The following is a 26,338-nucleotide window of genomic DNA, read 5'->3' on the forward strand; positions in this document are numbered from 1 at the left end:
CGCACGCCCGATCCGATGCGCGCGCACCGTTCTCAGAGGCCCCCGCATGAACCTGTTCGACACGCACCGCCCGCTGCTCGATGCCGCCGTGCAAGCCAGCCGCACGCGCGGCCACTGGACGCCCTTCCCCGAGATGCCCTCGCCCAAGGTCTACGGCGAGACCGCGCAGGCCGACGGCGAGGCGGCGGTGGCCGCGCTGTTCGGGCGCGACTACCCGCTCACGCAGCCCGGCGAGACGGGCCGCGTGGCCACCGAGCGCTCGCCCTACGGCGTGCAGCTGGGCATCCGCTATCCCGAGTGCGCGCCGCAGGCGCTCGTCGACGCCGCGCTGGCCGCGGAGCCGGGATGGCAGGCCATCGGCCCGCAGGGCCGCGTGGGCATCCTGCTGGAGGCGCTGATGCGCATCCACCGCCGCAGCCACGAGTTCGCCCGCGCGGCGATGCTGACCACGGGCCAGGGCGCGCTGATGGCCTTCCAGGCCGCCGGTCCGCATGCGCAGGACCGCGCGCTGGAGGCCATCGCCTATGCCTGGAAGGCGATGGACGACGTGCCGTCCGAGGCGCTGTGGGACAAGCCGCAGGGCAAGAATCCCTCGCTGGTGATGCGCAAGCAGTTCGAGATCGTGGGCCGCGGCGTGGCGCTGGTGATCGGCTGCGCCACCTTCCCGACCTGGAACACCTACCCGGGCCTGTTCGCGGCGCTGGCCACGGGCAACCCGGCCATCGTGAAGCCGCATCCGCATTCGGTGCTGCCGGCGGCGCTGACGGTGAGCGTGCTGCGCGAAGTGCTGGCCGAGCAGGGGCTGGACCCCAACGTGGTCACGCTGGCCGTGAGCGAGCGCCCCGAGGCGACGCAGGCGCTGGCCACGCACCCGGCGGTGGCTTCCATCGACTTCACCGGCGGCAACACCTTCGGCCGCTGGCTGCAGGAGCATGCGCGCCAGGCGCGGCTGTACGCCGAGATGGCGGGCGTGAACACCGTGGTGGTGGAGTCCACCGGCGAGTACGCCGCGATGCTGCAGAACCTGGCCTTCTCGCTGTGCCTGTACAGCGGCCAGATGTGCACCACCACGCAGAACCTGCTGGTGCCGCGCGCGGGCATCGACACCGACGAGGGGCACAAGAGCTTCGAGCAGTTCGGCCAGGACCTGGCCGCGGCCGTGGACAAGCTGGCCTCCAATCCCAAGATCGCCTCGTCCGTGCTGGGGGCCATCGTCTCCAGGGACGTCTGGCAGCGGGTCGACGCGGCCCAGGCTTCGGGCCGCGTGCTGCTGGCCTCACGCGCGCTGCCGCATCCTGACTTCCCGGAGGCCCAGGCGCGCACGCCGGTGATCGTGGCGCTGGACCAGGCCGATGCGGCGGTCTACCGACAGGAGTGCTTCGGCCCGGTGTCGTACGTGGTGGCGACCGATTCCGCGGCTGCCGCCGCAGACCTGGCCGGGTCCGTGATCCGCGAGCACGGGGCGCTCACGCTGGGCGTGTACTCCACCGACGAGGGCTTCATCGAGCGCATGGAAGCCGTGGGGCGGCGCGCACGCGTGGCACTGTCGGTGAACCTGACCCAGGGCGTCTACGTGAACCAGGCGGCGGCCTTCTCCGACTACCACGGCAGCGGCGGCAACCCGGCGGCCAATGCCAGCTACACCACGCTGGCCTTCGTCGCCGACCGCTTCGTGGTCGTGCAGCGCCGCCGCCATGTCTGAGGCCCGGCCCATGCGCGAGGAAAGCCACCTGATCGTCGAGCGCGATGCCCGCGGCGTCGTGCGCGTGACCCTGCACCGGCCGGCGGTGCTCAATGCCTTCGACGAGGCGCTGATCGCCGGACTGGCCGAAACCTTCCAGGCGCTCGGCAGCGACCCGGCAGTGCGCGTCATCGTGCTGCAGTCGCAGGGGCGCAGCTTCTGCGCCGGCGCGGACATCGATTGGATGCGGCGCGCCGCGGCCAACGACCAGGCGGCCAACCTGGAGGACGCACGCCGCTTCGCAAACATGATGGCCGCCATCCACGACTGCCCGAAGCCGGTGGTCGCGCGCATCCAGGGCGGCGCCTACGGCGGCGGCGTGGGGCTGGCCTGCGCGGCGGACATCGCCATTGCCAGCGAGCACGCGAAGTTTTCCGTCAGCGAAGCCCGGTTCGGCATCCTGCCGGCCGTGATCGGTCCTTACGTGGTCAACGCCGTGGGTCCCCGGCAGGCACGGCGCCTGGCGCTGGGCTGTACGGTGGTCGGCGCCGCCGAGGCGCTGGCCATCGGGCTGGTGCAGCAGGTGGTGGCGGCGGAGCAGCTCGATGCCGCGGTCGAACAGTGCATCGGCGAGCTGCTGGCCAGCGGGCCGGGCGCGCAGGCCGAGATCAAGGCGCTGTTCGCGCAGCTGGGCGTGGGCCCGGTCACGCCGCAGGTGCGCGAGCTGACGGCCCAGACCATCAGCCGGGTGCGCAGCACCAGCGAGGCGCGGGAAGGCTTCGCGGCCTTCCTGGAGAAGCGGCCGGCCCGCTGGCGGGCCGAGCCCCACGCCTGATCGGCGCTTGCAGAAGGTACGGCCATGCGCGCACTGGCCCTTCGGCTGTCCCGCGGCAAGCGCCGGCGCCTCAAGGAATGGGCATGGAATGGGCGCGCCGGCGCAAGACCGGCGTCAGCCGCTTCAGCGCTCAGTCCGCGTACAGCACCCGCGCATCGACCTGGCTCAGCGCGGTGAGGCCGCACAGCGCCAGCGTGACGTCGAGCTCCTGGCGCAGGATGTCGAGCACCCGCGTCACGCCCGCTTCGCCCTGGGCGGCCAGCCCGTAGAGGAAGGCCCGGCCGACCAGCACGGCGCTCGCGCCGTAGGCCAGGGCGCGCAGGATGTCCTGCCCCGTGCGGATGCCGCTGTCCAGCCACACATCCGCGTCCTGCCCCACCGCCGCCGCGATTTGCGGCAGCACGCGGATCGTCGCCGGGGCACCGTCGAGCTGGCGCCCGCCGTGGTTGGACACCACCACCGCATCGGCCCCGGCCGCCACGGCGCTGCGCGCGTCCTCCGCGTCCAGGATGCCCTTGACGATCAGCGGGCCGCCCCATTCGCCCTTGATCCAGGCCACGTCGTCCCAGCCCAGCGACGAGTCGAACTGCTGGACGTGCCAGGCCGCCAGGCTGGCGCCGTCGGTGACGCCGCGCGCGTGGCCGACGATGTTGCCGAACTGCCGCCGCGGCGTGCGCAGCATGTCGCGGCACCAGGCCGGCCGGCGCAGCAGGTCCAGCAGGTTGCGCGGCGTGGGCCGCGGCGGCGCGGTCAGGCCGTTCTTCACGTCGCGGTGGCGCTGCCCCATCACCGGCAGGTCCAGCGTGAGCATCAGCGCCGAGCAGCCGGCCTGTCGGGCGCGCTCCAGCAGCCGGCACAGGAAGTCGCGGTCGCGTATCACGTAAAGCTGGAACCAGAACGGCGCGCTGGTGTGCGCGCGCACGTCCTCGATCGAGCAGATGCTCATCGTCGACAGCGTGAAGGGCACGCCCGCCTTCTCGGCCGCCCGCGCGGCGTGGATCTCGCCGTCGGCGTGCAGCATGCCGCACAGCCCCGTGGGCGCCAGCGCCAGCGGCAGGCTCACCGGCCGGCCCAGCATGCGCGAGCCCAGCTCGCGCCGGCTGATGTCGCGCGCCACGCGCTGGCGCAGCGCCAGGCGCTGCAGCTCCAGGCGGTTGGCGTGCAGCGTGGACTCGCTGTAGGAGCCGCCCTCCAGGTAATCGAAGAACATGCGCGGCACGCGGCGCCGGGCCAGCCGGCGCAGGTCCTCGACGCAGGTGATCGCCCCCATGCCTCAGGCGTCCGCCACGATCCAGCGCAGGCAGTCCTCGGCCCAGTGCAGGCCCTCCCTGAGCGCCAGTCCCAGCGCGTGCGCGCCCTTCTGGTAGAGGTGCAGCTCGTGCGGCACGCCGCATTCGCGCAGCCGCTGCGCCATCAGCAGCGAGTGCTCCACCGGCACCTCGGTGTCCTCCGCGGTGTGCCAGACGAAGCAGCGCGGCCAGCGCGGCGAGGCCTGCAGGCGCGGCGAGAAGTCGATGCGCGCCTGCGCGTCGGCCTGCAGCGCGCCCAGGAAGTTGGCGCGCGTCTCCTTGTGGGCCAGCGGCTCGGTCAGGTCCAGCACGCCATAGCACAGCACCGCGAAGGCCGGCGCCGCGGCGCCCGGCACCTGCGCCAGCACCCCGGCGTGCGCCAGCCGCTCGCGCACCGGCCCGGGCTCGGCCGCCGCGCACATCACCCCGGCCAGGTGCGCGCCGGCCGAAGTGCCGATCACGCCCAGCCGGGCCGGGTCCACCCCCCACTGCGCGGCGCGCGAGCGCACCAGCGCCTGGGCGGCGAACAGGTCCGCGCACTTGGCGCGAAAGTCGTGGCCGCGCGAGCCCAGGCGGAACTTGACGACGAACACCGCCACGCCGCGCGCGGCGAACCACTCGCCGTACTCGCGCCCGGACTTCTCGGACAGGAAGGTGTAGCCCCCGCCGGGCAGGGACAGCATGCCGTACCCGGTGGCGCGCGCCGGGTCGGGCAGGTAGGCGTCGAGCACCGGCATGTCGGCCGGATGCGCCATGCCGCCCAGCGGCGCCGCCTCGGGCCACAGCGGCAGGTCGAGCAGGATTTCCATGCAGGGCCTCCCGCTCAGGCCACGTGCATGTCCACGACCTGGCCACGGGCCTGGTCGATGACGAACTCGCGGCCCTGCCACACCGCGGCCGGGTCCACGCTGGGGCGTTCCTCCTTCAGGGCGTTGCGGCCCTGGGCGAAGCCCTCGAACAGCCAGCCGTGCTCGGCCGGGGCCAGCTGGTGCGCCTCCAGGAAGGCCGTCACCACCTGGCGGTAGAAGGCCATGGCCTGGGCATGCCCCTGCAGCAGCAGCGTCTCGGCCAGCTCCTCGGCGCGGTCGCGCTTGGCGTCGAAGTCCAGCGCGTCCAGCGCCGCCAGCGTGGCGTCGCCCAGCAGCGCCGCGCGCAGCCCCGTCCAGGCCGTGCCGAACATCGGCGCGAACAGCGATGCCTCCAGCCCGGCCCGTTGCGCCGGCGCCAGCGCTGCGTACACGCACAGCGCGTTCTGCAGCAGCCAGCGCAGCGGGAACACCACGCGCTCGGGGAAGGCGACGTCGCGGAAGAAGCTGTCGGGATAGGACAGGACTTGCTGCTCCACCTGCTTCTGGATGCGCGTCATGTGCAGGTACAGGCCGCTGGCGCGCTCCAGCCCGCGCGAGCGCGTCTCGCCGTAGAACACGCTCTGGGCGTTGGCGAAGTTGCGCACCATCTTGGCCAGGCGGTCCACCTCGGTCTCGGCCCAGGCGTCGGCGCGGCCCAGCACCGTGAGGCAGCCCACGGACTGCAGCACCCGGCCGGACTGGTAGTCGGTGCCCGTGACGATCTTGAGCCCCGGGCGCGAGAGCTGGTGCTGCCCGCCGATGGCGAAGGCCCAGCAGCGGAACATCTTCAGCGCGTCGCTGGTGTCGGGCGCCACCACCTCCTCCGGCACGCCGAAGGCGCGGAACATCCACAGCAGGAACATGTCGTGGCCGAGCATGGTGTGCCACTTCCACTGCTCGTCGGGGCCCACGCCGCCGTTCTCCATGAACACCAGCACCGCGTCGTAGCCGGTGACCGGCGCCTGGTGCAGCACCACCTGGCGGTCCTCCAGCACGAAGGCGCGCGCACCGGCGGGGTCCTGCAGCACGCCGAAGCGGCGGCCATCGGGCGCGCGGTGCGCCAGCGGCACGCTCAGCGCCGTGCCGTCGGCCAGGGCCAGCCGCATCTGCGCGCCGTCCAGGCGCCGGCCGGCGCGCGGCAGCTGCGCGTGGGCGTCGATGTTGGACAGCGCGAAGCCCACCGCCACCGCCTCGGCGCCCGCGGCGATGCGCGCCAGGGCCTGCTCGTCGGGCGCGCGGTAGTTGCGGAAGAAACGCAGCGCCGCCGTCAGCTTGTACATCAGGAAGGGCATCACGCCGTCCACGCCCTGGTGGGTGTCGAAGGTCTCGCACAGCTGGTGCACGACCTCGTGGTGGTAGACGGTGTCGCCGTCGGTCACGGCGATGCGCGCGCGCTGCAGCCGGCTCCAGTCGCCGTCCAGGCTGCACATGTGGTGGATGGTGGCCAGGCAGCGGTCCACGCCGTAGCGCGCCGTGCTGCCCCCGCCCGGCGTGGTCTGCGTGACCTGGATCACCCGGGCTGCCGAGGCGATCTCGGCCACGGTCTCGGCCACGATGCGATCCGAGCCGTCGGTGGAGTTGTTGTTGGCGGCCACGATCACCACGCGGCGCAGGTCGACGCGGGTCTGCGTCAGCAGCGAGGCCAGCGTGGCGCGGATGTGCGGGCCCTCATCCATGAACTTGATGACGAGGAAGGTGTCGCGGCCCTCGCGCAGCAGCGCCTGCGCCTCGTCGAAGGGCTCGCACTGCGCCGCTCCGTAGTAGTCGGCGCGGCCCTGGAGGTGGCGCTCCAGGATGCGGCGCTGCACCGCCGCCACCGGCTGCCAGCGCGCGTCGCGCGGGTCCTGCACGCCTTGCTCCAGCAGCGCCTGGCGCAGCTGCAGCACAGTGCGGGCGTCGTCGATCTGCTCGGCCGGGATCTTGTTGACATCGGAGCTGTGCATCAGCGCCAGCAGGCGCGACTCCAGCGTCTGCTGCGCGTCGCGCCGGCGGTTGGCCAGCATGGGCAGCTCATTCCACAGGGAGGGAAATTCGTTCGTCATTTCATGACTTCCAGAGTAAACAGCCGACTGCGAAAATTCGGTTGCCGTCACCTTCAGGCCTTTCTTCAAGCCTTTTTCTCCAGCAGGTGATGGATCAAGATGCCGCACACGATGGCCCAGAACGCCGCACCGATGCCGTAAATGCTGATGCCGCTGGCCGCAATCACGAAGACCACCAGCGGCGTGAGCGACCCCTTTTGCTGCGTGAACGCGGTTTCGACGGAAGAGGCAATGGCCGACAGCAGCGCCAACCCCGCCAGCGCAGCCACCGCTTCCTTGGGCAAGGCCGCGAAGAGATTCACGAACGTGGTGGCAAACGTGCCGAACAGGATATAGACCAAGCCCGCGAAAATGGCCGCCACGTAGCGCTTGCTCTTGTCCGGATGGGCCTCGGGCCCGGCCACGATGGCCGCGATCATGGACGAGGGATTGATGTTGTGGCAGCCGAAAGGTGCCACCAGAATCGAGCCGATGCCGCACAGAGAAACCACCCGGTCCACCGGCGGCTCATAACCCGAGGTCTTCAGCACCGCAAAGCCGGGCAGGTATTGGCCGGTGAGCGCCAGCACGGCCAGCGGCACCGCGATATTCACCGTGGCATGCCAGCTGAAGGTCGGCGTGGTCCACACCTGGCTGGCCATGCCCAGTGCCAGGCGGTCGAGGTTCAATTGCCCGGTGAGCAGGCACAGCAATGCCCCGGCCACCAGCACCGCCGCCACCGACCAGCGCGGTGAGAAGCGCCGCACCAGAAAATTGGCCAGCGACATGCCGAGCACCAGCAGCGGGTTTTGCTGCAGTGAGCCGACAATGCCCAGCGCGAAGGTCATCAAGATGCCGCCATTGAGCGCCGAGGCCACGTTCAGGGGTATCCAGCGCACCAGGCGCTGCAGGAAACCAAAGGCCCCGACCGCGACCACGATGACGTTGGACAATATGAAGGCCCCGATGGCGTCCGAGAAACTCACGCCCGCCATCGCCGACATCAGGAAGGCAATGCCCGGCGTGGACCATGCGGTGATCAGCGGCATGCGGTAAATCAGGCTGCCGATGAGGGTGGTGATGCCCGAGGCAATCGAATAGGCCCACAGCCACGACGTGATCTGGGCCTCGCTCAGGTGGGCGCTTTCCGCCACCTTGAATACCAGCACCGTCGGTCCGGCATAACCCACGATCACGGCGATCAAGCCGGCCATGACGGAGGGCCAGGAGAAATCCTCGCGCAATTGCCGCCACCGGCTGGGCATGGCCTGTCCGGCCCGTGCTTCGTAATACAAGGCAATATCCTCTCAAGGTTGGGTGAGCGAGCCGGCCGCCAAGAGCGTTGCGCAGGCATCGCCATCGACGAGCTCGCCGCGGCAAAACAGGCTGACCTGGCGCTGCTGGCTGACGATGCCCACGCAGGCCACCTGCGGCAGCATCGAGCTGAACCAGGCCGTGGCGTAGCGGCTGCCGCGGCCGGCAAGCGCTGCCGGGGGCCGGTGCGGCATCACCGGCGCCGCCACGTAGCACGACAGCGCCAGGAACTCCAGCGCCGGTGACAGCAGGTGGAAGCCGTCGTGGTGGGCGCTGCCCTGGCGGGACAGCTCCAACAGGCGCTGCGCCGTTCCGCTGCTCTGGAACTGCGGCCAGGCGGGATTCAGCGGGTAGCTCGGCAAGCCCTGCAACGTGCGGCACACCACGCAGCCGGTGCCGGTGAAGTCCTCACCGGCGCCACGTGCCACCCGTGACAGTTCGGCATGCAGCCGTGCGACCAGCTTTTCGTCGCCGGGCGTCACAGCGCCCGCATCCAGCCGTGGCGATCCGGCGCCAAGCCATACTGGATTTGGGTGAGTTGCCGGTACAGCGACAGCGCCAAGCCGTCGTCCCGAATTTGAAGCGCATGGCGCCGGCCGCGAAAACCGATTTCATCCACCGGCGCGACGACGGTGGCGGTGCCGGTGAGAAATATCTCGTGCACCCGTCCGTCGTCAATGTCACGGACCAGGTCGCCGATATCGGTTTCCTGCTCCAGTACCGTGCGGCCCTCGTCGCGCAACAACCGGATCACGCTGTCACGCGTGATGCCGGGCAGGATGCGCCCGCTCAACGGCGGCGTGACCACCCGGTCGGCATACTGGACAAAGACATTGGTAATACCGGCTTCCTCGACGAAGCGGTGCTGTTCGCTATCGAGCCAAAGCAAATTGTCGTAACCCTCGCGGCGCGCGGCATCGAGCGGCACCAGGCTGCGCCCGTAATTGGCAGCAGTCTTCGCATCCCCCGTACCGCCGGCCACCGTGCGCGCGCAATCCTCGCGGGCCAGGAGTTTGAAAGGCTTGCCGCCCGGCACGAAATAGGGCGGCACGGGCGAGAGCATCACGCACAAAATGTAGCGCGACGCCGCGCGCACGCCCAGCACGGCATCGCTGCCGAACATCAGCGGACGGATGTACAGCGAGGCGCCCGCTTCGGCGGGCACCCAATCCCGCTCGATGTCGACCAACTTGAGCAGCGCGTCCATGAACAGGGCTTCCGGAATTTCCGGCATGGCCATCTTGCGCGCCGATGCGTTCATCCGTCGGATATTCTGCTCGGGCCGGAACAGCGCAATGTGGCCATCAGGCCGCCTGAATGCCTTCAAGCCTTCAAAGATGCTCTGGCCATAATGAAGCACCAGCGCACGCGGTTCCAGGGAAAAACTCTGGTAAGGCTTGATTTCAGGCCGATTCCAGCCCCCTGCATCAGCGTCATAGGTCATGACCAGCATATGGTCGCTGACCTTCTCCCCAAACCCGAACTGCGCGGCCGGCAGTTTCTCCTTGCGCTCTGCGCGCAACTGGACGTCAATTTCCATGCTCTGCAACAAACCCATGCCTGTTATTACAAGGCCACGGGACCGCCTCGGCATGGAACTACGTTCCGCACACCGAAATACACCGGGCAGCCATCAGCCGACATTCAGGGCTGGCACTACCTGCAACTGCCGGCCTCAGGACATGTAAGTATGTGTCACAAGGTTGTAAACACTCTGCGTCCATTGCCGCGAGCACGAAAAACTGGAGTGAGGCGCGACTTATTTAACGGTGCGGCCGTGGTTGGGTTTCCACGGCGCCAGGGCCGCGTCGCCATGCCGCCCTCAGCGGGAGGCTTGTTGCCGACCCGGCCGGTGACGGGCCGGCCGTCGGTGGTGCTGCACGCACCGGCTGGTTTCCACCGGATGGCGCTCAGCGCTCGTCGAAGGACAGGATCACGCGTTCGGTGAGCGGGTGCGCCTGGCAGGTGAGGATGAAGCCGGCCGCGACCTCGTTCTTGTCCAGTGCGAAGTTGCGCTCCATGCGCACCTCGCCCTCCACCACCTTGGCGCGGCAGGTGCCGCACACGCCCGAGGTGCATGAGAAGGGCACTTCCATGCCGCAGGCCGAGGCCGCGTCCAGGATGCTGGGCTGCTGCCTGTGGAACTGGATCTCGCGCCGCAGCCCGTCGCGGATGATGACGATGCGCGCGCTCTCCGCGTCGCCCGGCTGCGCCTCGTGCACCACGGCATCGGCCTTCTGCGCCGTGCTCGGTGCCTGCGCGATGCCGAAGCGCTCGATATGGATGCGGTCTTCCGGCACGCCCGCAGCCAGCAGCGCCGCTTCGGCCTCGTCGTTCATCTGGAACGGGCCGCACACGTACACGTGCGCGATGGCCTTGGCGGGCACCACGCCGCGCAGGAACTCGCCGATCTTGTCGCGGTCCATGCGCCCCATGTTCAGCGGCGCGTCGGTAGGCTCGTCGGAGAACACGTGGTGCAGCACCAGCCGGGACATGTAGCGGTTCTTCAGGTCTTCCAGCTCTTCCTTGAACATGGTCGACTGCAGCGAGCGGTTGCCGTAGACCAGCGTGAAGCGCGACTTCGGCTCGCGCGCCAGCACCGTCTTCATGATGGACAGGATGGGCGTGATGCCGCTGCCCCCGGCAATGCCCAGGTGATGGCGCTGCGCCTCGGCCTCGATGGGCACGAAGAAGCGGCCCTGCGGCGCCATCACGCTGATCTCGTCGCCGGCCTTGAGCTCGGCGTTGATCCAGTTGGAGAACACGCCGCCCTTGACCTTGCGCACGCCCACGCGCAGCTCGCCGTCGTCCACGCCGGCGCAGATGGAGTAGGAGCGGCGCAGGTCCTGGCCGTCGATGGTCTTGCGCAGCGTGAGGTACTGGCCCTGCGTGAAGCCGAAGGCCTCGCGCAGCCCGGCCGGCACGTCGAAGGAGACGACCACGGCCTCGGCAGTGTCGGGCTCGATGGCGCGCACCCGCAGCGGATGGAACATGACACTCATGGTTCAGCTCGGCTTGAAATGTTCGAGAGGTCCGCGCTCACCAGGCACCGCCCGGGTAGGCACGCTGCAGGTGCTGCATCTCCGCCAGGAGGAAGCCCATGTGCTCGCTGTGCACCCCGCGCCGCCCCGTGCTGCGGAAGGGGCTGCTCGCCGGGATGCGCAAGGTCGCGGCCTGCAACAGCGCGTGGACCTGCGCCTGCCATTCCTCGCGCAGCTCGGCCCAGCGCGGGCCCAGGCCGTCCTCGGCCGCGGCGTCGTCCACCGCATCGGTTTCGAACAGCTCGGCCACGTAGGGCCACAGCTTCTCCAGCGCGGCCTGCATGCGCCGGTTCGATTCTTCCGTGCCGTCACCCAGGCGCAGCACCCAGTCGGCCGAATGCTGCTGGTGGTAGCGCGCCTCCTTGACGGCCTTGGCCGCGATGGCGGCCAGCTCCTCGTCGCTGGAGCCTTGCAGCCGTTGCCACAGCAGCTTGAGCTGCGTGGACACGAAGGCGTTGCGCAGCACCGTGAGCGCGAAGTCGCCCAGGCGGCCCTCGCCGTTGGGCAGCTCCACCAGCGTGGGGTTGAAGTAGTCGCGCTCCTCGCGCAGGAAGGCGATCTGGTCCTCGTCCAGGCCCTGCGGCGCGCCGGCCAGCGTGAGCACCGCGCGCGCCTGGCCCAGCAGGTCCAGCGCCATGTTCGCCAGCGCGATGTCCTCCTCCAGCACCGGCGCGTGGCCGGTCCATTCGCCCAGGCGCTGCGCCAGGATCAGGCAGGTGTCGCCAATGCGCAGCAGGTACTGCTGGCGCGCGTCGCGTTGAAGTGAGATCGAAGCCTGCATGACGGTGCTGCCTTACATGTGGTCCACCGAGTCCGGCAGCTTGTAGAACGTGGGGTGGCGGTAGACCTTGTCTTCCATCGGGTCGAAGAACATGCCCTTGTCGCCCGGGTCGCTGGCGGTGATGTGGTCCGAGCGCACCACCCACACGCTGGAGCCCTCCTGGCGCCGCGTGTAGACGTCGCGCGCCATCTGGATCGCCATGGGCGCGTCCGCGGCGTGCAGGCTGCCGCAATGCTTGTGGTCCAGGCCGGCGCGGCTGCGCACGAACACTTCCCACAGCGGCCATTCGTTCTTTGCTTCGGTGCTCATGATCTCGTCTCCTCGATGCGTCGGGGCTCAGGCGGCCTGCGGCTCGCGCTCGGCCTGCTTGGCGGCGTGGGCCAGCGCGGCCTCGCGCACCCACGCGCCCTCGTCCCAGGCCTTCACGCGCGCGGCCAGGCGCTCGCGGTTGCACGGGCCGTTGCCGTTGACCACGCCCCAGAACTCGTCCCAGTCGATGGCGCCGAAGTCCCAGTGGCCGCGCGCCTCGTTCCACTTCAGCTCGGGGTCGGGCAGCGTCACGCCCAGCACCTTGGCCTGCTCCACCGTGGCGTCCACGAACTTCTGGCGCAGCTCGTCGTTGGAGACGCGCTTGATGCCCCAGCGCATGCCCTGCGCGCTGTTGGGCGACTGGTCGTCGGGCGGGCCGAACATCATCAGGCACGGCCACCACCAGCGGTTCACCGCGTCCTGCACCATCGCCTTCTGCGCCTCGGTGCCTTCCTTCATCATCACCAGCAGCGAGTCGAAGCCCTGGCGCTGGTGGAAGCTCTCCTCGCGGCAGATGCGGATCATCGCCCGCGCATAGGGCGCGTAGGAGCAGCGGCAGATGGGCACCTGGTTCATGATCGCTGCACCATCAACGAGCCAGCCGATGGTGCCCACGTCGGCCCAGGTCAGCGTGGGGTAGTTGAAGATGGAGCTGTACTTGGCCTTGCCCGAGTGCAGCGCCGCCAGCAGCTGGTCGCGGCTGGTGCCCAGCGTCTCGGCCGCGGCGTAGAGGTACAGGCCGTGGCCGCCCTCGTCCTGCACCTTGGCCAGCAGGATCGCCTTGCGCTTGAGCGTGGGCGCGCGCGTGATCCAGTTGCCCTCGGGCAGCATGCCCACGATCTCGGAGTGCGCGTGCTGGCTGATCTGGCGCACCAGCGTCTTGCGGTAGTTCTCCGGCATCCAGTCCTTGGCCTCGATGAAGCCGCCATCGTCGATGTTGGCGTCGAAGCGCTGCTGCAGTTGAAGCTCCTCGACGCTGCGCAGCCCTTTCTCCTCGGCCTCGCGGCCCATGGTGTCCATCGCCTGGGTGTACATGGCTGAATCTCCTTGCTTGCTCGGGAAGCCGGTCCGCGACGCGGCGTGCGGCCACCGCATTCCGGGATCGGTCCACCCGGCGCGAATCGGAAGTCGGTGAAGCGAACCCCGCTCGCGCCAGAAGCCGCGGCAAGGTTTCAACGCTGCCGTTGCGCTGTCGCAATGTTCGACCGACCGTTCGGTAGATGATAAGAGCAAGGAAGAATTTGATCCAGGTCACGCGGATCAGGGGAAACCCTTGGCCGCCGTCAGGACCGGGCGAGGGCGATCAAAGGCAGGCGTCCACGCGGGCGCAGGCGTGCACCCCGAAGCGGCGCGACAGCTGGGCTGGCGTGGTACCGAACAAGGTGTGCGGGAAGAGGTTCACGGCGCACCCTGCCGTCGGGAGGCATGGCCGGGAAAGTGGCGCCGGAGATGGGCCAAGGTGACGCTGGCAGTGCCGGCCAGGGCGGCAGGCACTGCGGGCCGCGGTCCGGCGGCGAACACGCGCGCGGGACCGCGGCGGACGCGGCGTGGCGGGCTTCAGCCAAGCCCGGCCACGCCCGCCCGGATCAGGCTGCCTTGCGCAGCAGCGAGTGCGGATCGAGCACGTACTTGCGCGGCGCGCCGTGGTCGAAGGCCTCGTAGCCCTTGGGCGCATCGTCCAGCGAGATCACTTCCACGCCCACGGTGTCGGCGATCTTGATGCGGTCCCACAGGATGGCCTGCATCAGCGCGCGGTTGTACTTCATGACCGGCGTCTGACCGGTGAAGAAGCTGTGCGACTTGGCCCAGCCCAGGCCCAGCCGCACGCTCAGCGAGCCGCGCCGGGCGGCCTCGTCCACGGCACCGGGATCGTCGGTGACGTAGAGGCCGGGGATGCCGATGGCGCCGGCAGCGCGCGTGATTTCCATCAGCGAGTTCAGCACCGTGGCCGGCGCCTCATGCTGCGCGCCCTCGTGGCCGTGTCCGCGCGCCTCGAAGCCCACCGCGTCCACCGCGCAGTCCACCTCCGGCGTGCCCAGGATCTGCGCCACCTGCTCGGCCAGCGTGGCGTCCAGCGACAGGTCCACCGTCTCGTAGCCCAGCAGGCGCGGATGCTCCAGGCGCACCGGGTTGACGTCGCCGATGATGACGCAGGCTGCGCCCAGCAGCCGCGCCGAGGCCGCCGCCGCCAGGCCCACCGGCCCCGCGCCGGCGATGTAGACCGTACTGCCTGGCCCCACCCCGGCCGTCACGGCGCCGTGGTAGCCCGTGGGCAGGATGTCGGAAAGGCAGGTGAGGTCGCGAATCTTCTCCATCGCCTGCGCGCGGTCCGGGAAGCGCAGCAGGTTGAAGTCCGCGTACGGCACCATGACGTACTCGGCCTGGCCGCCCACCCAGCCGCCCATGTCCACGTAGCCGTAGGCGCCGCCGGCGCGGGCCGGATTGACGCTCAGGCACACGCCGGTGTGCGTCTCCTTGCAGGTGCGGCAGCGTCCGCAGGCCACGTTGAAGGGCACGGACACCACGTCGCCGACCTGCAGCGTCTCCACGTCGCGGCCCTTCTCGATCACTTCCCCGGTGATCTCGTGGCCCAGCACCAGGCCCAGCGGCGCCGTGGTCCGGCCGCGCACCATGTGCTGGTCGGAGCCGCAGATGTTGGTCGAGATCACCCGCAGGATCACGCCGTGTTCGGCCGTGCGCCCGCGCGGGTCCACCAGCTTGGGAAATTCGATGCCCTGGACCTCCACCCTGCCCGGGCCCATGTACACCACGCCCCTATTGCTTGCACTCATGTGTTGTCTCCTGTTGCAAGGTCAGCGTTTGACTGTAGGAAGCGCGGGCAGCGGCGTCTTGTACGGAAACGCCGGAAAATTGTCTGGGATGGACAGCATTCCACCGGGTGAAAAGCCCGCCCGTGCTGCCGCCTCCCGGTTCAGCGCCGGCGTACCGGGGGCGTCTGGCCGAGCTTGAGCAGCTTGAAGCGTCCTTCGGCGACGAAGCCCGCTTCTCCCATCACGCTGATGTCGTACACGCCCTGGGGAAGCTCGTGAACCGGCAACTGCACGCCAAATGCGCCGTCCTCCTGCACGTCCACGGTCATGTCGATCAGCGCCGAGCGCTTGTCATGCTCCGACACCACCACCACGCGAAGAATGGCGCCGGCATGCTGCGGATAGCGGGATTCGAGCTGGATGGACAGCGCGTCGTCCGCACCGTCTTCCCCGGTGCTGCAGCGCACGTCGCTGCAGTAGACGATCTGCACGGGACGAGCGCCGTTCTGGCTCTCCTGTCCAGCCGACAGCCACGTGGGCGTTGCATACAGTCCGCAGGCCACGGAGACCGCGGTGGCGGAGGTCCAGGATTTCATGGCACGCATGGGCGTTGTCTCCAATCGGGAACTGAACGGGTTGCGGCACGCTGCAGGCGCATGGGGCCGTGCAGGTCCCGGTGCTTGGGCATGGCGGATGGCTGAAGAAACGCCCGCGGGCTCACATCTCGGCCAAGGGCACCTTGGCGCCGTGCTCATCGGCGTTGAGCACGGTGACCAGGCCCCCTAGGTCCGCATTCAGGCGCTTGAGCGTCGCGACGTCCAGGGACTGCAAGGCGCTGGGCAACACGCCTTCGAAGGGGCCGGGTACCGCGCGCAGCGCCTTGCCGCCTGCCGGCTGGAGCTTGAGCCGCACGACCCGCTTGTCGGGGCCATCCCGTTCCGCCGAGATCAGGCCTTTCTCGAGGAGCCCCTTGACGAGGTTGCTGGCCGTGGACTGGTGGATGTCCATGGCCTGGGCGAGCTCGCTGACCCGGATGCCCGCCGTGTCGCGGATCACGCTGAGCGCCCACACCTGCGCGCCTCCCAGGCCGACCTTCTTCTCGACCTGCTGGAAATGGGTCTTCACCGCGTTGAAGACCTGCCTGAACTGCCTGAGCACCTCCCCGGCCAGTTCATCTTTATCGGTCGGCTGCGGCGGCTTTGCCGCCGGCTTCTTGCGCGCTGTGGACATCGCCGGATGATATTCAAGCCCGGGGGTGATCCCTCACCGCGGCGCATCCGCGGCGCCGGGCCGTGGCGCTTTCACGACGTGCCGCTTCGGAACTGCTCGATCGCCGCCTCCACCATGCCTTCGGCACTGCCACGCTCGCGGTGCTCGCGGCGCAGGTACGACGCGTCGCCGCCGGCCTGGGCAACGTCGCGGATGTGCTGCAGCGCGGCGTCCGACTCCAGCGCCTCGGCGTGCGGCGCGAGCCCGGACAGCGTGGCCAGGATGTCCTCGCGCACCGTGCGCGACTCGTAGGTCTTGGGGTCCACCACCGTCCCGTCAAGCCCGAAGCGGCAGGCCTGGAAGCGGTTGTAGTTGTAGACCAGGTAGTCGCTCTCGGCCGGTGGCGGCTCGTTGCGCTGCAACAGGCTCAGGCAAAGCGTCTGCAGGTAGCACGCCAGCGCCGCGGCCCGCTCCACCGTCAGCGGCGTGTCGCACACGCGCAGCTCGATCGTTCCGAACTCGGGCTTGGGCCGGATGTCCCAGTAGAAATCCTTCATGCTGCGCACGATGCCGGTGCGCTCCATGTGCGCGAAGTAGTCGCCCTCGAAGTCGCTCCAGCGCAGCACGAAAGGCGCACGGCCGCTGAGCGGAAAGGCGAACACCGAGTTCAGCCGCGCCGAGTTGAACAGCGTGTCGCTGCCCTGCACGAAGGGCGACGAGGCCGACAGCGCGATGAAGTGCGGGATGTAGCGATTCAGCGAGTGCAGCAGGAACAGCGCGTCGTCGCCCGATTCGCAGCCCACGTGCACGTGCTGGCCGAAGATGGTGAACTGCTTGGCGAGGTAGCCGTACAGCGCGGACACCTCCTTGAAGCGCGGCTTGGAGAAGATCCTGCGCTCGGACCACTGCTGGAACGGGTGCGTGCCGCCACCGCACACGCCCACGTTGAGCATGTCGCCCGCGTGCACCAGCGCGTCGCGGATCGCGTGCAGCTGCGACAGCAGGCCGGCATGGCGCGAGTGCACGTCGGTCGAGATCTCGATCATGCTTTCCGTGATCTCGGGCACCACGGTGCCTGGAAACTTGCCCCGCCCAAGCAGCTCCAGCATGTCGGGACTGGCTTCCACGAGATCGAAGTCGCTCAACGACACCAGCTGCAGCTCCAGCTCGACGCCCAGCGTCAGCGGCTTCGAGGCCTTGAAGTTTTCCAGCGGCATCTCAGGCTTCCTCGGATTCATGGCACTCGCCGGCACGGCGCAGCGCGTATTGCGTCACTGCCGGGCCGACCAGCTCCAGCAACAGCGTTGCCGCCGCCAGCGGCGCCAGCTGGTCGAGCAGGTCGATGCCCAGGTAACGGGTCTGGTCCAGCAGCAGGATCACGAACACGGAAATCGGCGTCAGCGCCAGGCCCGTCAGGGCGCCCTTGCGCCACGAGCTGCCGCTGGCCCGCGCGAGCGCCGTGACGCACAGCACCTTGGTCGCCAGGCGCACCGCCACCAGGGCCAGCGCCAGGCCCAGCCCGGCCATCACCCGCGGCCACTCCACGGCCATGGCGGTGTAGGTGAACAGCGCCACCGCGAGCAGCTCGCCCAGCGCGCCGAAGTTGCGCTGGGTCTGCGTGAGCGCCACCCGGCGATGCCGCGCCACGAGCCCGAAGGCCAGCGCCGCCAGCAGCGGCGAGAGCTTGAACGCCTGCGCCATGCCGACCAGCAGGATCACGGCCACCGCGAAGCCCACCGTCGCGTCGCGGCTCAGCGGCCCCAGGCGCCGCAGCAGCGCGGGCATGCCGGTGCCGAACGCGATGCCCAGCGCCGCCGACCCGACCAGCACCAGGCCGCTGCTGGAGACCGCCTGCCACACGTTGCCCGAGCTGTCGAAGGCCCAGAAGCCGACGACCACCTTGAACACGAACACCGAGAGCACGCAGTTGAGCGCCGTGAGGTGCAGCAGCCGCTCCGTCACCTGCCCCGCGCTGCGCTGCTCGTTGACCACGCGCATCACGGCCGCCGGCGAGGTGGACATCGACAGCGACGCCAGCAGCAGCGACGTGAGCATCGAGGCGCCCCATGCCCGCGACAGGAGGTAGACCGCGACGCAGGTCACCGCGGCTTCGAGCACACCGCTGACGCCCAGCCAGGGATTGATGCGCAGCCAGCGCAGGTTGATGCGGTAGCCGAACTCGAAAAGGATCAGCCCGAACGAGATGTTGGCCAGCAGCATGCCCGTGTCGTCGCCCGCCGCGGGCAGCAGCGTGCCGCGCAGCTGCCCGCAAGCGAAGCCCACCAGGGCATACAGGCTGATGCGCGGCAGCTTCGTCCAGCGGTGCCCCAGCTCGCCCACCAGCCATGCCAGCGCCAACAGCAGCAGCCAGCCCAGCTCCGTGGTGGCAAAGAATTGTTCGAAAGTGCTCACCGTGCCTTATCGCTCCCCTGCCCGTTTGACCAGTTCATTGCGGATCTCCCGCAGCTTGCCCTTGAGGCGGCGCTCGTTCACCGGCCCCGTGCGCAGCAGCATCTTCTGGCCGGCCGACAGCGCCTCCAGCGCCGGGTCCGCGAACTCGTAGCGCACCCAGGGCTGCGTGGACGGTATGGGCCCCTTCACCTCGGTCAGCTGCACCGGGATCGGATCGGTGACGTCCGGCGTGGCCAGCAGCTGGTCGATCACCTGCAGCAGCCGGGTGTTGAAGTAGCCCTTCGGATAGCCCAGCTCCTCGTAGCTGCGCTGCAGCAGCGGGTACATCCGCACGTAGAGGTCCACCGCGCGCTCCACGCTCACGGTCTCCGCCAGCAGCACCAGGGGCGTGTAGCGCAGTGCGTTGTCGGCGGAGATGAAGGTGCGCCCCTCGCGCTCCTCCACCGTGAAGCGCCCGCCCGTGGGATTGAGCGGCCACAGGCGGGACGGCGCATGCGTGCGCCCCAGGTTGTCGACGGTCGCGGCGAAACGCCGCGGGAAGTCGTCCGTCTGCAGGAAGGTCAGAACGGCCTTGCGGCCCAGCAGATCGACCAGCGCCGAGGCGATGTCTTCCGGTCCAGCCAGCGGTGCCGTGGCTGCAGGCACCTCGACCTGCACCTCCGGCGCCGGCTGCGACGCTGCCGCGCTCGCCTCGGCGGCGCTGGCTGCTGCTGGCGGCGCGGCCTCTACCGTCTCGGCTTCAGGCTGCACGGGCATCGGCGGCGGAACTTCGTCCTGGCTGCGCCAACGCAAGGCAACCACGGCGACCACCGTGGCGACGGCGCCCACGAACATGGCGCGACCCGTGAGGCTCATGGCTGTTCTCCATAGGTTTCAAGAAATCGACGCGTGCTTTAATGTTTGTGCAAATGTACATCCTGCCGCGCCTCTTCTTCCTGAGCTGGCATTTCACGGCGCCCGGCGTGCCGTCCCCTTTCATGGTTTGATGAGTTTGCAACCGTGCCGCCGTGCGCCTCGGCGCGCAGGCCAGCAGATGACTTCAGCGGTTACGTCATGCGGCTGGACAGCTCTTAGGATCGCGGCCCACGCTCCCGCCGCGGGAGCGCCGAGATCCGCTGTTTTACATGACCCAGGTTGTATTGCCGTCCCTGCTGCTCGGCGGCCTGCTCGCGTTTTCCGCGCAGGCCCGTACCGAGGATGCCGCCATGCCCATGCCTTGCATCGGGCCCGTTTGTGTCGGAGCCAAGCTCCAGTCGATGCTGGAGCTGCCCTGGCTGGAAGTGAAGCCGCCCGCGAGCGATGCGGGGCGCACGCGCGGCCAGCGCCGCGTGGCGGCGGCCTTGCGCGGCCAGCCGCAGGACATCGACACCGTGCTGGCGTACTGGCCGCAGCGCTGGTTCAACGGGCCGGCGCTGCGTGCACTCGCCTCGCTTCGTGCCGTGTGCGTGGACATGGGCTACTCCTGGCGGCCTCGCGCGATGCTCAAGGGCCCGGGCGATTCCCGTTTGACCGTCGCCTTCGAACCCGTGGCCTCGCTGGACGCTCGACAGCATTTCCGCGTGGCGACGATATCGGTCCGGTTCCCGAAGGAGGCGGATGCCGCGCAGGTCGACCGGGCAAGCGACGAGATTCGTGGCCGCTACGCGGCCTACCCCAGCTATCCCACGAACGACCAGCCGGCGGTGCTCTGGCGGCGCGACGTCTCCGGCCAGACGTCGATCAGGCTTTTCGCACCGCTGAAGGTTCCGGAGCAGCCCTTGCCCGCGCTTCGCGAGCAGCCGCCCTGCAGGGCTCAGCCCGTGGACTCCCCGGCCAGGCCGGAGTCCGCGGACGCCGCGCCAGGAACGTAGCGTGCGAGCCGCCCCATGGCGAGCCCGGCGGTGGGGCCGGGTTCTCTGGCCTGTTGAGCCTGCTGCATCAGCACGTGGCGCACCTTGCGTGCCAAGGCTTCGCGCGTGTAGGGCTTGGGCAGCAGCTCCACGCCGGGGTCCAGGCGTCCGCCGTGGTCGATGGCGTTCTGGGTGTAGCCCGAGGTGTAGAGCACGCCCAGGCCCGGCAGCCGCTCGCGCGCCAGCCGGGCCAGCTCCGTGCTGCGCATCGGCCCGGGCATCACCACGTCGGTGAACAGCAGGTCCACCGGCGCGCCACCGTCGAGGAGGCTGGAGGCACTGACGGCGTCGCGGGCCTGGAGCACGCGGTAGCCCAGCTCGGTCAGCAGCGCCACGGCTGCCTCGCGCACGGCATCGTCGTCCTCCACCACCAGGATGGTTTCATGGCCGCCGCGCACCGGCTGCTGCGTCGCGTCCACGACCTCTTCCTCCTCCTGCAGCATGCGGGGCAGGTAGAGCTTCACCGAGGTGCCCTTGCCCTCCTCGCTGTAGATCTGCACGTGGCCGCCGGACTGCTTGACGAAGCCGTACACCATCGACAGCCCCAGTCCCGTGCCCTTGCCCTCGGGCTTGGTGCTGAAGAAGGGCTCGAAAGCGCGCTCCAGCACGTGCGCCGACATGCCGTCGCCGGTATCGGAGACGGCCAGCATCACGTAGGGCCCGGGAGTGACTTCGCCGTGCAGCCGCGCATAGGTGTCGTCGAGCACCACGTTGCCGGCCTCGATGGTGAGGCGGCCATGGCCGTCCATGGCGTCGCGGGCGTTGATGACGAGGTTGAGGATGGCGTTCTCGATCTGGCTCAGGTCGGCCTGGGTGTTCCACAGACCCGGCGCCACCACCGAGCACAGCTCGATCTCCTCGCCCAGCACGCGCCGCAGCATGTCTTCCAGGCCGTGCACGAAGCGCCCGATGTTGACCACACGCGGCTCCAGCGGTTGGCGCCGCCCGAAGGCCAGCAGCTGCGAGGCGAGCTTGGCGCCCCGGCTGACGCCCGACAGGGCACTGCGCACGCACTTCTGTGCCATCGCATGGTCGCCCACGAGGCGCGAGAGCAGGTGCAGGTTGGTGCTGATCACCTGCAGCGAGTTGTTGAAATCGTGCGCGACGCCACCCGTGAGCTGGCCCAGGGACTCCATGCGCTGGGCCTGCCGCAGCGCCGCCTGCGCGGCCTCGCGTTCCTCAGACTCCCGCTTGAGCTGCTCCATGGCCTCGTCGAGGTCGCGGGTCCGCTGCGCCACGCGCTGCTCCAGGGTCTCGTTGAGGCGCTGCAGCGCCGTCTCGGCCTGCACCTGGTGCGTGTTGTCGAAGCCGTCGACGAAGATGCCCACGACCTCGCCGTGCGCGTCGATGATCGGCTGGTACACCAGGTGCACGTGGCGCTGCTCCAGCGGCGCGCCGGGCTGGCGCTGCAGCTGCACCGCCAGGTCGCGGCCGACGTAGGTCTGCTTGCCCTCGTAGACCCGGTCCAGCAGCTCGAAGAAGCCCTGCCCCGCCACCTCGGGCAGCGCCTCGCGCACCGGCAGTCCGACCAGGTCGCGATGCCCGACCAGCTGCAGGTAAGCCTCGTTGACGAGCCTGAAGACGTGCCGCGGGCCTTCGAGCAGGCACATGAAGCTCGGCGCCTGCTGGAACAGCCGCTGCAGCCGGTCGCGCTCCTGGGTGCGCAGCGCCACTTCCGAGCTCAGCCGCTCGTTGGCCGACTCCAGTGCCTGCGCCGCCTCCTGGCGCAGCCGCACGGCCTCGGCCAGCGACTGCGAGCGCCGGCGCTCGTTCTCGTACACCTGGGCACTGGCCAGCCGCGAGGCCAGCTGGTCGGCCAGCAGCCGCAGGAAGCCGCGGTAGTCCTCGTCGAAGGGCCTGTAGGGGTTGAGGCCGACCACCATGGCGCCCAGCGGCCGCTTGGAGCCCTGACCGAGCACGGGCACCAGCGCTGCCTGCACCGGCGAGCGGTCCCAGGCGCCCACGGGCAGGTCCGGCCGCTGCGCCAGGCTCACCACCGCGCCGGCCTCGCCGCTCCAGATGCCGCCCAGGTCCCACACACCGCCCCGGGCGGGCAGCGTCCGCGGCCCATGCGCGCTGTCGCGGGCAATGCCCGTGGCCATGGCCAGCTCGGCTTCGCCCTGCGTGCCGGCGAACAGGTAGACCAGGCAGAACGGCAGGTCCTTGAGGTCGGTGGCGAGCTGGCGCTCACCCGCCGCCAGCACCTCGTCGTGCGTGTCGGCCGCGGCCAGCGCCGAGGCCAGCTCGCGCAGCAGCGCCAGCCGGCGTTCGTTGACGATTCGCTCGGTTTCCTCGGTGACGGCGCAGAACACGCCTTCTACCCGGCCCGTGTCGCCGAACAGCGGGCTGTAGGAGAAGGTGTGGTAGGTCTCCTCCGGATAGCCGTGGCGGTGCACGATCAGCGGCAGCGCACGGTCCCAGGTCGCCTCGCCGCGCTCGTACACCGTGCGCAGCCTCGGCTGGATTTCTTCCCAGATCTCTGCCCACAGCTCATGCGTGGGCATGGCCAGCGAACGCGGATGCTTGGCACCCAGGGTCGGGCGGTAGGCGTCGTTGTAGAGAAAGGCGATGTCCGGCCCCCAGCCCAGCCACATCTCGAAGCGCGAGGTCAGCAGCAGCCGCACCGCCACCTTGAGCGCCTCGGGCCACCGCTCAGGCGCCCCCAGCGATGAAGCTTCCCAATCAAAGGCCCGCATGAGGTGGGCCATCTCGCCTTCGCCCACAAAGATCGACGCCCGTGCATCGTCCCGCGCGGCTCCTGCAACACTCGACATGGATTCATCCATCGGTCAGCAGCGCGGCAGGTCCGGCATGGACAACGGCTCGCGCAATACGGCCGTCCGCATGACAGCCTCGGAGCCTGCCCAGCAAGCACTACACCTGCCCAGACGGGCGAGGACCATTATGGCGGCGCCGGTACAGCCCCCTCGTTGGTGAGCTTCGGACCGGCTCAAGCGGCTTCGGGCGCGGCAGCGCAGTCCATGGAAGGCACCACGCCTCGGCCTTAAAATTTAGCATGCTATTATTTAGCATGCGAAGCAATGACCTGATGCTGCGCCAGCTGACGCTGGGCCTGCTGCGGCTGTCCCGGGCCTACCGCGCGGCGGCGGACCAGGTGGCGGCCGGCTTCGGGCTGTCGCATGCGACGGCCTGGCCGGTGGTGGTGATCGGCCGCAGCCCGGACGGCACGCGCCCCGGGGCGGTGGCCGAGGCGCTGGAGATCGAGCCGTCGTCGCTGGTGCGCGTGATCGACCAGCTTGTGGAAACCGGGCTCGTGCTGCGGGAGGAAGACCCGCAGGACCGCCGTGCGCGCATCCTGCGCCTGACGCCCGCAGGCCAGGCGTGCGCCCAGGGGCTGGAGGACGCGCTGGCCCAGCTGCGGCGGCGGCTGTTCAAGTCGGCCGCCAAGGACGACGTCGAGGCCGCGCTGCGCGTCTTCTCCGCGCTGGAAGCCGCGCTGGCCGACCAGGCCCTGCAAGCCCGATGAGCCCGCTGCGAAACGCTTCCCCGCCGCTGTGGCTGCTGGTGCTCGTGACCTTCGGCGGCACGCTGGCAATGCACATGTTCGTGCCGGCGCTGCCGCTGGTGGCGCGCGAGCTGCACTCCACCGCGGCGGCGGCACAGTCGACCATCAGCCTCTACATCCTGGGGCTGGCTTTCGGCCAGCTGCTCTACGGCCCGCTGTCGGACCGCTTCGGCCGCCGCCCCACGCTGCTGGCCGGGCTGGCGCTCTACACCGCGGCCGGCCTGGTGTGCCTGTGGGCGCCCACCATGCAGGTGCTGCTCGGCGCGCGGCTGCTGCAGGCGGTGGGCGGCTGCGCCGGGCTGCTGCTGGCGCGCGCCATCGTGCGCGACACCTCGGGCGATGCCGAGACGCTGCAGCGGCTGGCGACCCTCGGCCTCATCACGCTGGTCGGCCCGGGCATCGCGCCGCTGCTGGGCTCGGCGGTGGTGAGCACGCTGGGCTGGCGCTGGGTGTGTGCGTGCTTCGTGCTGCTGGGCGGGCTGGCGCTGGCGGCCGTGTGGCTGCGCCTGCCCGAGACCCGGCCGGCGCTGGCGGCGCCCGCGCGGCAGTCCTCGCTGCTCGCGGATGCCCGCACGCTGCTGCGCTCACGCCTGTTCGTGGCCTACACCCTCGGCGGCGGCTGCTCCACCACGGCCTTCTACGCCTTCGTGGCGGCGGCACCCTTCATCTTCGGCGAGCGCCTGCACCGCCCGCTGCACGAGGTGGGCTACTACCTGATGGCGCCCGTGATCGGCATGTCGATCGGCAACCTGCTGGCCGGGCGCCTGGCAGGCCGAGTGCACCAAGCGCGACTCATGCGCCACGCCAGCGCGCTGAGCTTGGCCAGCGCCACCGCGCTGCTGCTGGCCATGCTGTGGATGGCGCAGCCGTCGGCCTGGGGTGTGGCCGTGCTCATGGGGTTCTACGCCATGGGCGCCGGGCTGTGCAGCCCGGCCGTGTCCACCAAGGCCATCAGCGTCGATCCGCGCCTCACCGGCTCCGCCGCGGGCCTCTATGGCTTCACGCAGATGGCCATTGGCGCGCTGTGCAGCGCGCTGGCGGGCCTGGGCAGCGACCACGGCGTTTCCGCCGCGCTGGTGCTGGTCGGTGCCGGCATCGTGGCGCAGGCGGCGTTCCGCTGGGGCGTGAAGATCGAACGTTGAGCGCTTGCGGTCGCCCTGCCCTCACGCCAGCGCCAATGCGAAGCACGCGCATGATCCAGGCCATGCTGCCGCCCGACGACCTCGCTGATTCGATTGCGCCCGCACCCGCGCCGGCGTGCGAGGCCCGTGGGCGGCCTCCGAAAGCGCCCCTGCCGGACATCGACCCGGCCCGCTGCACCGGCTGCGGACGCTGCATCGCGGTGTGTCCGGTGCACGTGCTGGGCTTCCATACCGAGCGGTGGACGAAGTTCGCGGTGCTGGTGGAGGCCGAGCCCTGCACCGGCTGCAGCCGGTGCGAGGTGCGTTGTCCCTTCAACGCGATCACGATGCGTCCCGCCGCGCAGGTCAAGCCGCACGGCACCTGAGCGCCGGCAGCCTTGGGCGCCTTTGCGAACAGCTTGCGGTGGCGGCGTCAACTCATCCCGCGGCAGACCCGTTCAAGCCTTGCACGTCCGAAGAGGCGAGGTGAAACATGGTTGCAGAGGAGTTCACGAGGCGCATGCGCCTGGCCCAGTACATGGGCCATTACGGTGCCGGCTACAGGCATGGCCTGCGGCGCTTTTTCCTTGGAGATACCGACGATCTCGTGCGCCACAGGGCGTTCATGGCGCTGGCCGGCAGCATGGACCTGCAACACGCGGCAGCGGGCCGTGGCTACCGCGACGGCTGCGCCGGCCGGCCTCCCGCCCCCGGCGGCGCGTGAGCCGTCCATGGACAGGGACCGCGAGCACGCCCAGGCCTCGGCGCTGAGCGGAGAAGCGGCACTGTCGCGACCCGCGCGCTTTCCAGCGCGTCCTGCCCGGCGTCCCCAGATCTCCATCCGCGCCGCGCTGACATGGTTGCCACAGCTACTGTACGTTCATACAGTAACGCCACCTTGGACCCACTGATGGAGCGCTACATGGACTATGTCGATGGTTTCGTCGCGGCCGTGCCCACGGCCAACCGGGAGATCTACAGGCAGCACGCCGAGAAGGCAGCCGCCGTGTTCAAGGAGCACGGGGCGCTGTCCGTGGTGGAGTGCTGGGGCGATGACGTGCCGGAAGGGAAGCTGACGTCCTTTCCCATGGCCGTCCAGCGCCAGCCTGACGAGACGGTCGTGTTCTCCTGGATCACCTGGCCGTCGAAACAGGTGCGCGACGAAGGGATGAAGAAGGTCATGGAAGACCCGCGCCTGCAGCCCGACACCAATCCCATGCCTTTCGACGGCAAGCGCCTGATCTACGGCGGCTTCCAGATGATCGTGAACGCCTGAGCGCTGCCGGGCATC

The 26,338-nt window shown here is 69.7% G+C and carries 25 protein-coding genes; 8 read left to right on the forward strand and 17 right to left on the reverse strand.

Annotation, left to right across the window (positions count from 1 at the left end):
* The first annotated feature begins 46 nt into the window (after positions 1–46).
* Both paaN and H537_RS0105915 read left to right on the forward strand, forming a co-directional pair.
* The gene (gene paaN, locus H537_RS0105910; RefSeq protein ID WP_028997147.1) at positions 47–1,702 is read left to right on the forward strand and encodes a phenylacetic acid degradation protein PaaN; all 1,656 of its coding nucleotides are present in this window, start codon (positions 47–49) and stop codon (positions 1,700–1,702) included.
* The gene (locus H537_RS0105915) at positions 1,695–2,516 is read left to right on the forward strand and encodes an enoyl-CoA hydratase-related protein (protein WP_238446616.1); all 822 of its coding nucleotides are present in this window, start codon (positions 1,695–1,697) and stop codon (positions 2,514–2,516) included. Before paaN ends, H537_RS0105915 begins: the two co-directional genes overlap by 8 nt.
* A gap of 130 nt (positions 2,517–2,646) precedes the next feature.
* On the opposite strand, the gene H537_RS0105920 is transcribed toward H537_RS0105915, so the two are convergent.
* The 16 genes from H537_RS0105920 to H537_RS41505 form a co-directional block, all read right to left on the reverse strand.
* The gene (locus H537_RS0105920; protein ID WP_028997149.1) at positions 2,647–3,786 is read right to left on the reverse strand and encodes an alpha-hydroxy acid oxidase; all 1,140 of its coding nucleotides are present in this window, start codon (positions 3,784–3,786) and stop codon (positions 2,647–2,649) included.
* 3 nt (positions 3,787–3,789) lie between these two features.
* A complete protein-coding gene (locus H537_RS0105925) occupies positions 3,790–4,614 on the reverse strand; it encodes an alpha/beta hydrolase (RefSeq protein ID WP_028997150.1) in 825 nt (274 codons plus the stop codon).
* 14 nt (positions 4,615–4,628) lie between these two features.
* Positions 4,629–6,695, reverse strand: a complete 2,067-nt coding sequence (locus tag H537_RS0105930; RefSeq protein ID WP_051242003.1) for a glycosyltransferase family A protein — start codon at positions 6,693–6,695, stop codon at positions 4,629–4,631.
* A gap of 65 nt (positions 6,696–6,760) precedes the next feature.
* Positions 6,761–7,939 carry a benzoate/H(+) symporter BenE family transporter gene (locus tag H537_RS0105935; RefSeq protein WP_028997152.1) on the reverse strand — a complete coding sequence of 393 codons (1,179 nt, stop codon included), beginning with the start codon at positions 7,937–7,939 and terminating at the stop codon, positions 6,761–6,763.
* Positions 7,940–7,981: 42 nt separating this feature from the next.
* Positions 7,982–8,470, reverse strand: a complete 489-nt coding sequence (locus tag H537_RS48940) for a hypothetical protein (protein WP_051242004.1) — start codon at positions 8,468–8,470, stop codon at positions 7,982–7,984.
* Entirely contained in the window at positions 8,467–9,528 is a 1,062-nt protein-coding gene (locus H537_RS0105945; RefSeq protein ID WP_028997153.1) for a branched-chain amino acid aminotransferase, read from the reverse strand. Before H537_RS0105945 ends, H537_RS48940 begins: the two co-directional genes overlap by 4 nt.
* A 370-nt stretch (positions 9,529–9,898) precedes the next feature.
* Positions 9,899–10,990: a 1,2-phenylacetyl-CoA epoxidase subunit PaaE gene (gene paaE, locus H537_RS0105950; RefSeq protein WP_028997154.1), complete on the reverse strand. Its 1,092-nt coding sequence runs from the start codon at positions 10,988–10,990 to the stop codon at positions 9,899–9,901.
* Between the two features lie 37 nt (positions 10,991–11,027).
* Positions 11,028–11,810 (reverse strand): 1,2-phenylacetyl-CoA epoxidase subunit PaaC, encoded by a 783-nt coding sequence (gene paaC, locus H537_RS0105955; RefSeq protein ID WP_028997155.1) that lies wholly within the window; start codon positions 11,808–11,810, stop codon positions 11,028–11,030.
* 12 nt (positions 11,811–11,822) lie between these two features.
* Positions 11,823–12,119, reverse strand: a complete 297-nt coding sequence (paaB, locus tag H537_RS0105960; RefSeq protein WP_028997156.1) for a 1,2-phenylacetyl-CoA epoxidase subunit PaaB — start codon at positions 12,117–12,119, stop codon at positions 11,823–11,825.
* 27 nt (positions 12,120–12,146) lie between these two features.
* A complete protein-coding gene (paaA, locus tag H537_RS0105965) occupies positions 12,147–13,154 on the reverse strand; it encodes a 1,2-phenylacetyl-CoA epoxidase subunit PaaA (RefSeq protein WP_028997157.1) in 1,008 nt (335 codons plus the stop codon).
* A 551-nt stretch (positions 13,155–13,705) separates the two neighbouring features.
* Positions 13,706–14,911 carry a formaldehyde dehydrogenase, glutathione-independent gene (gene fdhA, locus H537_RS0105970; protein ID WP_043458294.1) on the reverse strand — a complete coding sequence of 402 codons (1,206 nt, stop codon included), beginning with the start codon at positions 14,909–14,911 and terminating at the stop codon, positions 13,706–13,708.
* A gap of 140 nt (positions 14,912–15,051) precedes the next feature.
* A complete protein-coding gene (locus tag H537_RS0105975; RefSeq protein ID WP_028997159.1) occupies positions 15,052–15,495 on the reverse strand; it encodes a hypothetical protein in 444 nt (147 codons plus the stop codon).
* A gap of 112 nt (positions 15,496–15,607) precedes the next feature.
* Positions 15,608–16,120 (reverse strand): MarR family winged helix-turn-helix transcriptional regulator, encoded by a 513-nt coding sequence (locus tag H537_RS0105980; RefSeq protein ID WP_064735923.1) that lies wholly within the window; start codon positions 16,118–16,120, stop codon positions 15,608–15,610.
* A gap of 71 nt (positions 16,121–16,191) precedes the next feature.
* Positions 16,192–17,316 carry a YbdK family carboxylate-amine ligase gene (locus tag H537_RS0105985; protein ID WP_028997161.1) on the reverse strand — a complete coding sequence of 375 codons (1,125 nt, stop codon included), beginning with the start codon at positions 17,314–17,316 and terminating at the stop codon, positions 16,192–16,194.
* 1 nt (position 17,317) lies between these two features.
* Complete coding sequence (locus H537_RS0105990; protein WP_028997162.1) at positions 17,318–18,511, reverse strand: cation:proton antiporter; 1,194 nt, start codon at positions 18,509–18,511, stop codon at positions 17,318–17,320.
* Between the two features lie 6 nt (positions 18,512–18,517).
* Complete coding sequence (locus H537_RS41505; protein WP_051242005.1) at positions 18,518–19,366, reverse strand: DUF3014 domain-containing protein; 849 nt, start codon at positions 19,364–19,366, stop codon at positions 18,518–18,520.
* A 269-nt stretch (positions 19,367–19,635) separates the two neighbouring features.
* Between H537_RS41505 and H537_RS0106005 the strand changes: the two genes are divergently transcribed.
* Positions 19,636–20,361 (forward strand): hypothetical protein, encoded by a 726-nt coding sequence (locus H537_RS0106005; RefSeq protein WP_156901458.1) that lies wholly within the window; start codon positions 19,636–19,638, stop codon positions 20,359–20,361.
* Here the strand turns inward: H537_RS0106005 and H537_RS56455 are convergent.
* Positions 20,304–23,174 carry an ATP-binding protein gene (locus H537_RS56455; protein ID WP_310733009.1) on the reverse strand — a complete coding sequence of 957 codons (2,871 nt, stop codon included), beginning with the start codon at positions 23,172–23,174 and terminating at the stop codon, positions 20,304–20,306. The genes H537_RS0106005 and H537_RS56455 overlap by 58 nt on opposite strands.
* Positions 23,175–23,431: 257 nt before the next feature.
* On the opposite strand from H537_RS56455, the gene H537_RS0106015 reads away from it, so the two are divergent.
* The 5 genes from H537_RS0106015 to H537_RS0106035 all read left to right on the forward strand — a co-directional run bounded on the left by H537_RS0106015 (position 23,432) and on the right by H537_RS0106035 (position 26,323).
* Positions 23,432–23,887 carry a MarR family winged helix-turn-helix transcriptional regulator gene (locus H537_RS0106015; RefSeq protein ID WP_051242009.1) on the forward strand — a complete coding sequence of 152 codons (456 nt, stop codon included), beginning with the start codon at positions 23,432–23,434 and terminating at the stop codon, positions 23,885–23,887.
* On the forward strand, positions 23,884–25,068 hold the full coding sequence (locus H537_RS0106020) for a multidrug effflux MFS transporter (RefSeq protein ID WP_043458297.1): 1,185 nt from the start codon (positions 23,884–23,886) through the stop codon (positions 25,066–25,068). The genes H537_RS0106015 and H537_RS0106020 overlap by 4 nt, the downstream gene beginning before the upstream one ends.
* 50 nt (positions 25,069–25,118) lie before the next feature.
* The gene (locus H537_RS41515; protein WP_310733010.1) at positions 25,119–25,433 is read left to right on the forward strand and encodes an ATP-binding protein; all 315 of its coding nucleotides are present in this window, start codon (positions 25,119–25,121) and stop codon (positions 25,431–25,433) included.
* Positions 25,434–25,540: 107 nt separating this feature from the next.
* Positions 25,541–25,771 (forward strand): hypothetical protein, encoded by a 231-nt coding sequence (locus tag H537_RS0106030; RefSeq protein WP_028997167.1) that lies wholly within the window; start codon positions 25,541–25,543, stop codon positions 25,769–25,771.
* Between the two features lie 198 nt (positions 25,772–25,969).
* Entirely contained in the window at positions 25,970–26,323 is a 354-nt protein-coding gene (locus tag H537_RS0106035) for a DUF1428 domain-containing protein (RefSeq protein ID WP_028997168.1), read from the forward strand.
* Positions 26,324–26,338: the final 15 nt, after the last annotated feature.

The organism is Azohydromonas australica DSM 1124 (genome assembly GCF_000430725.1).
Lineage (GTDB): Bacteria > Pseudomonadota > Gammaproteobacteria > Burkholderiales > Burkholderiaceae_C > Azohydromonas > Azohydromonas australica.

What these genes read in the sequence shown, in the direction of transcription:
- paaN (WP_028997147.1), top strand. Translation starts at nt 47, where the DNA reads ATGAACCTGTTCGACACGCACCGCCCGCTGCTCGATGCCGCCGTGCAA.
- H537_RS0105915 (WP_238446616.1), top strand. Translation starts at nt 1,695, where the DNA reads ATGTCTGAGGCCCGGCCCATGCGCGAGGAAAGCCACCTGATCGTCGAG.
- H537_RS0105920 (WP_028997149.1), bottom strand. Translation starts at nt 3,786, where the DNA reads ATGGGGGCGATCACCTGCGTCGAGGACCTGCGCCGGCTGGCCCGGCGC.
- H537_RS0105925 (WP_028997150.1), bottom strand. Translation starts at nt 4,614, where the DNA reads ATGGAAATCCTGCTCGACCTGCCGCTGTGGCCCGAGGCGGCGCCGCTG.
- H537_RS0105930 (WP_051242003.1), bottom strand. Translation starts at nt 6,695, where the DNA reads ATGACGAACGAATTTCCCTCCCTGTGGAATGAGCTGCCCATGCTGGCC.
- H537_RS0105935 (WP_028997152.1), bottom strand. Translation starts at nt 7,939, where the DNA reads ATGCCCAGCCGGTGGCGGCAATTGCGCGAGGATTTCTCCTGGCCCTCC.
- H537_RS0105945 (WP_028997153.1), bottom strand. Translation starts at nt 9,528, where the DNA reads ATGGAAATTGACGTCCAGTTGCGCGCAGAGCGCAAGGAGAAACTGCCG.
- paaE (WP_028997154.1), bottom strand. Translation starts at nt 10,990, where the DNA reads ATGAGTGTCATGTTCCATCCGCTGCGGGTGCGCGCCATCGAGCCCGAC.
- paaC (WP_028997155.1), bottom strand. Translation starts at nt 11,810, where the DNA reads ATGCAGGCTTCGATCTCACTTCAACGCGACGCGCGCCAGCAGTACCTG.
- paaB (WP_028997156.1), bottom strand. Translation starts at nt 12,119, where the DNA reads ATGAGCACCGAAGCAAAGAACGAATGGCCGCTGTGGGAAGTGTTCGTG.
- paaA (WP_028997157.1), bottom strand. Translation starts at nt 13,154, where the DNA reads ATGTACACCCAGGCGATGGACACCATGGGCCGCGAGGCCGAGGAGAAA.
- fdhA (WP_043458294.1), bottom strand. Translation starts at nt 14,911, where the DNA reads ATGAGTGCAAGCAATAGGGGCGTGGTGTACATGGGCCCGGGCAGGGTG.
- H537_RS0105975 (WP_028997159.1), bottom strand. Translation starts at nt 15,495, where the DNA reads ATGCGTGCCATGAAATCCTGGACCTCCGCCACCGCGGTCTCCGTGGCC.
- H537_RS0105980 (WP_064735923.1), bottom strand. Translation starts at nt 16,120, where the DNA reads ATGTCCACAGCGCGCAAGAAGCCGGCGGCAAAGCCGCCGCAGCCGACC.
- H537_RS0105985 (WP_028997161.1), bottom strand. Translation starts at nt 17,316, where the DNA reads ATGCCGCTGGAAAACTTCAAGGCCTCGAAGCCGCTGACGCTGGGCGTC.
- H537_RS41505 (WP_051242005.1), bottom strand. Translation starts at nt 19,366, where the DNA reads ATGAGCCTCACGGGTCGCGCCATGTTCGTGGGCGCCGTCGCCACGGTG.
- H537_RS0106005 (WP_156901458.1), top strand. Translation starts at nt 19,636, where the DNA reads ATGACCCAGGTTGTATTGCCGTCCCTGCTGCTCGGCGGCCTGCTCGCG.
- H537_RS56455 (WP_310733009.1), bottom strand. Translation starts at nt 23,174, where the DNA reads ATGTCGAGTGTTGCAGGAGCCGCGCGGGACGATGCACGGGCGTCGATC.
- H537_RS0106015 (WP_051242009.1), top strand. Translation starts at nt 23,432, where the DNA reads ATGCGAAGCAATGACCTGATGCTGCGCCAGCTGACGCTGGGCCTGCTG.
- H537_RS0106020 (WP_043458297.1), top strand. Translation starts at nt 23,884, where the DNA reads ATGAGCCCGCTGCGAAACGCTTCCCCGCCGCTGTGGCTGCTGGTGCTC.
- H537_RS41515 (WP_310733010.1), top strand. Translation starts at nt 25,119, where the DNA reads ATGATCCAGGCCATGCTGCCGCCCGACGACCTCGCTGATTCGATTGCG.
- H537_RS0106030 (WP_028997167.1), top strand. Translation starts at nt 25,541, where the DNA reads ATGGTTGCAGAGGAGTTCACGAGGCGCATGCGCCTGGCCCAGTACATG.
- H537_RS0106035 (WP_028997168.1), top strand. Translation starts at nt 25,970, where the DNA reads ATGGACTATGTCGATGGTTTCGTCGCGGCCGTGCCCACGGCCAACCGG.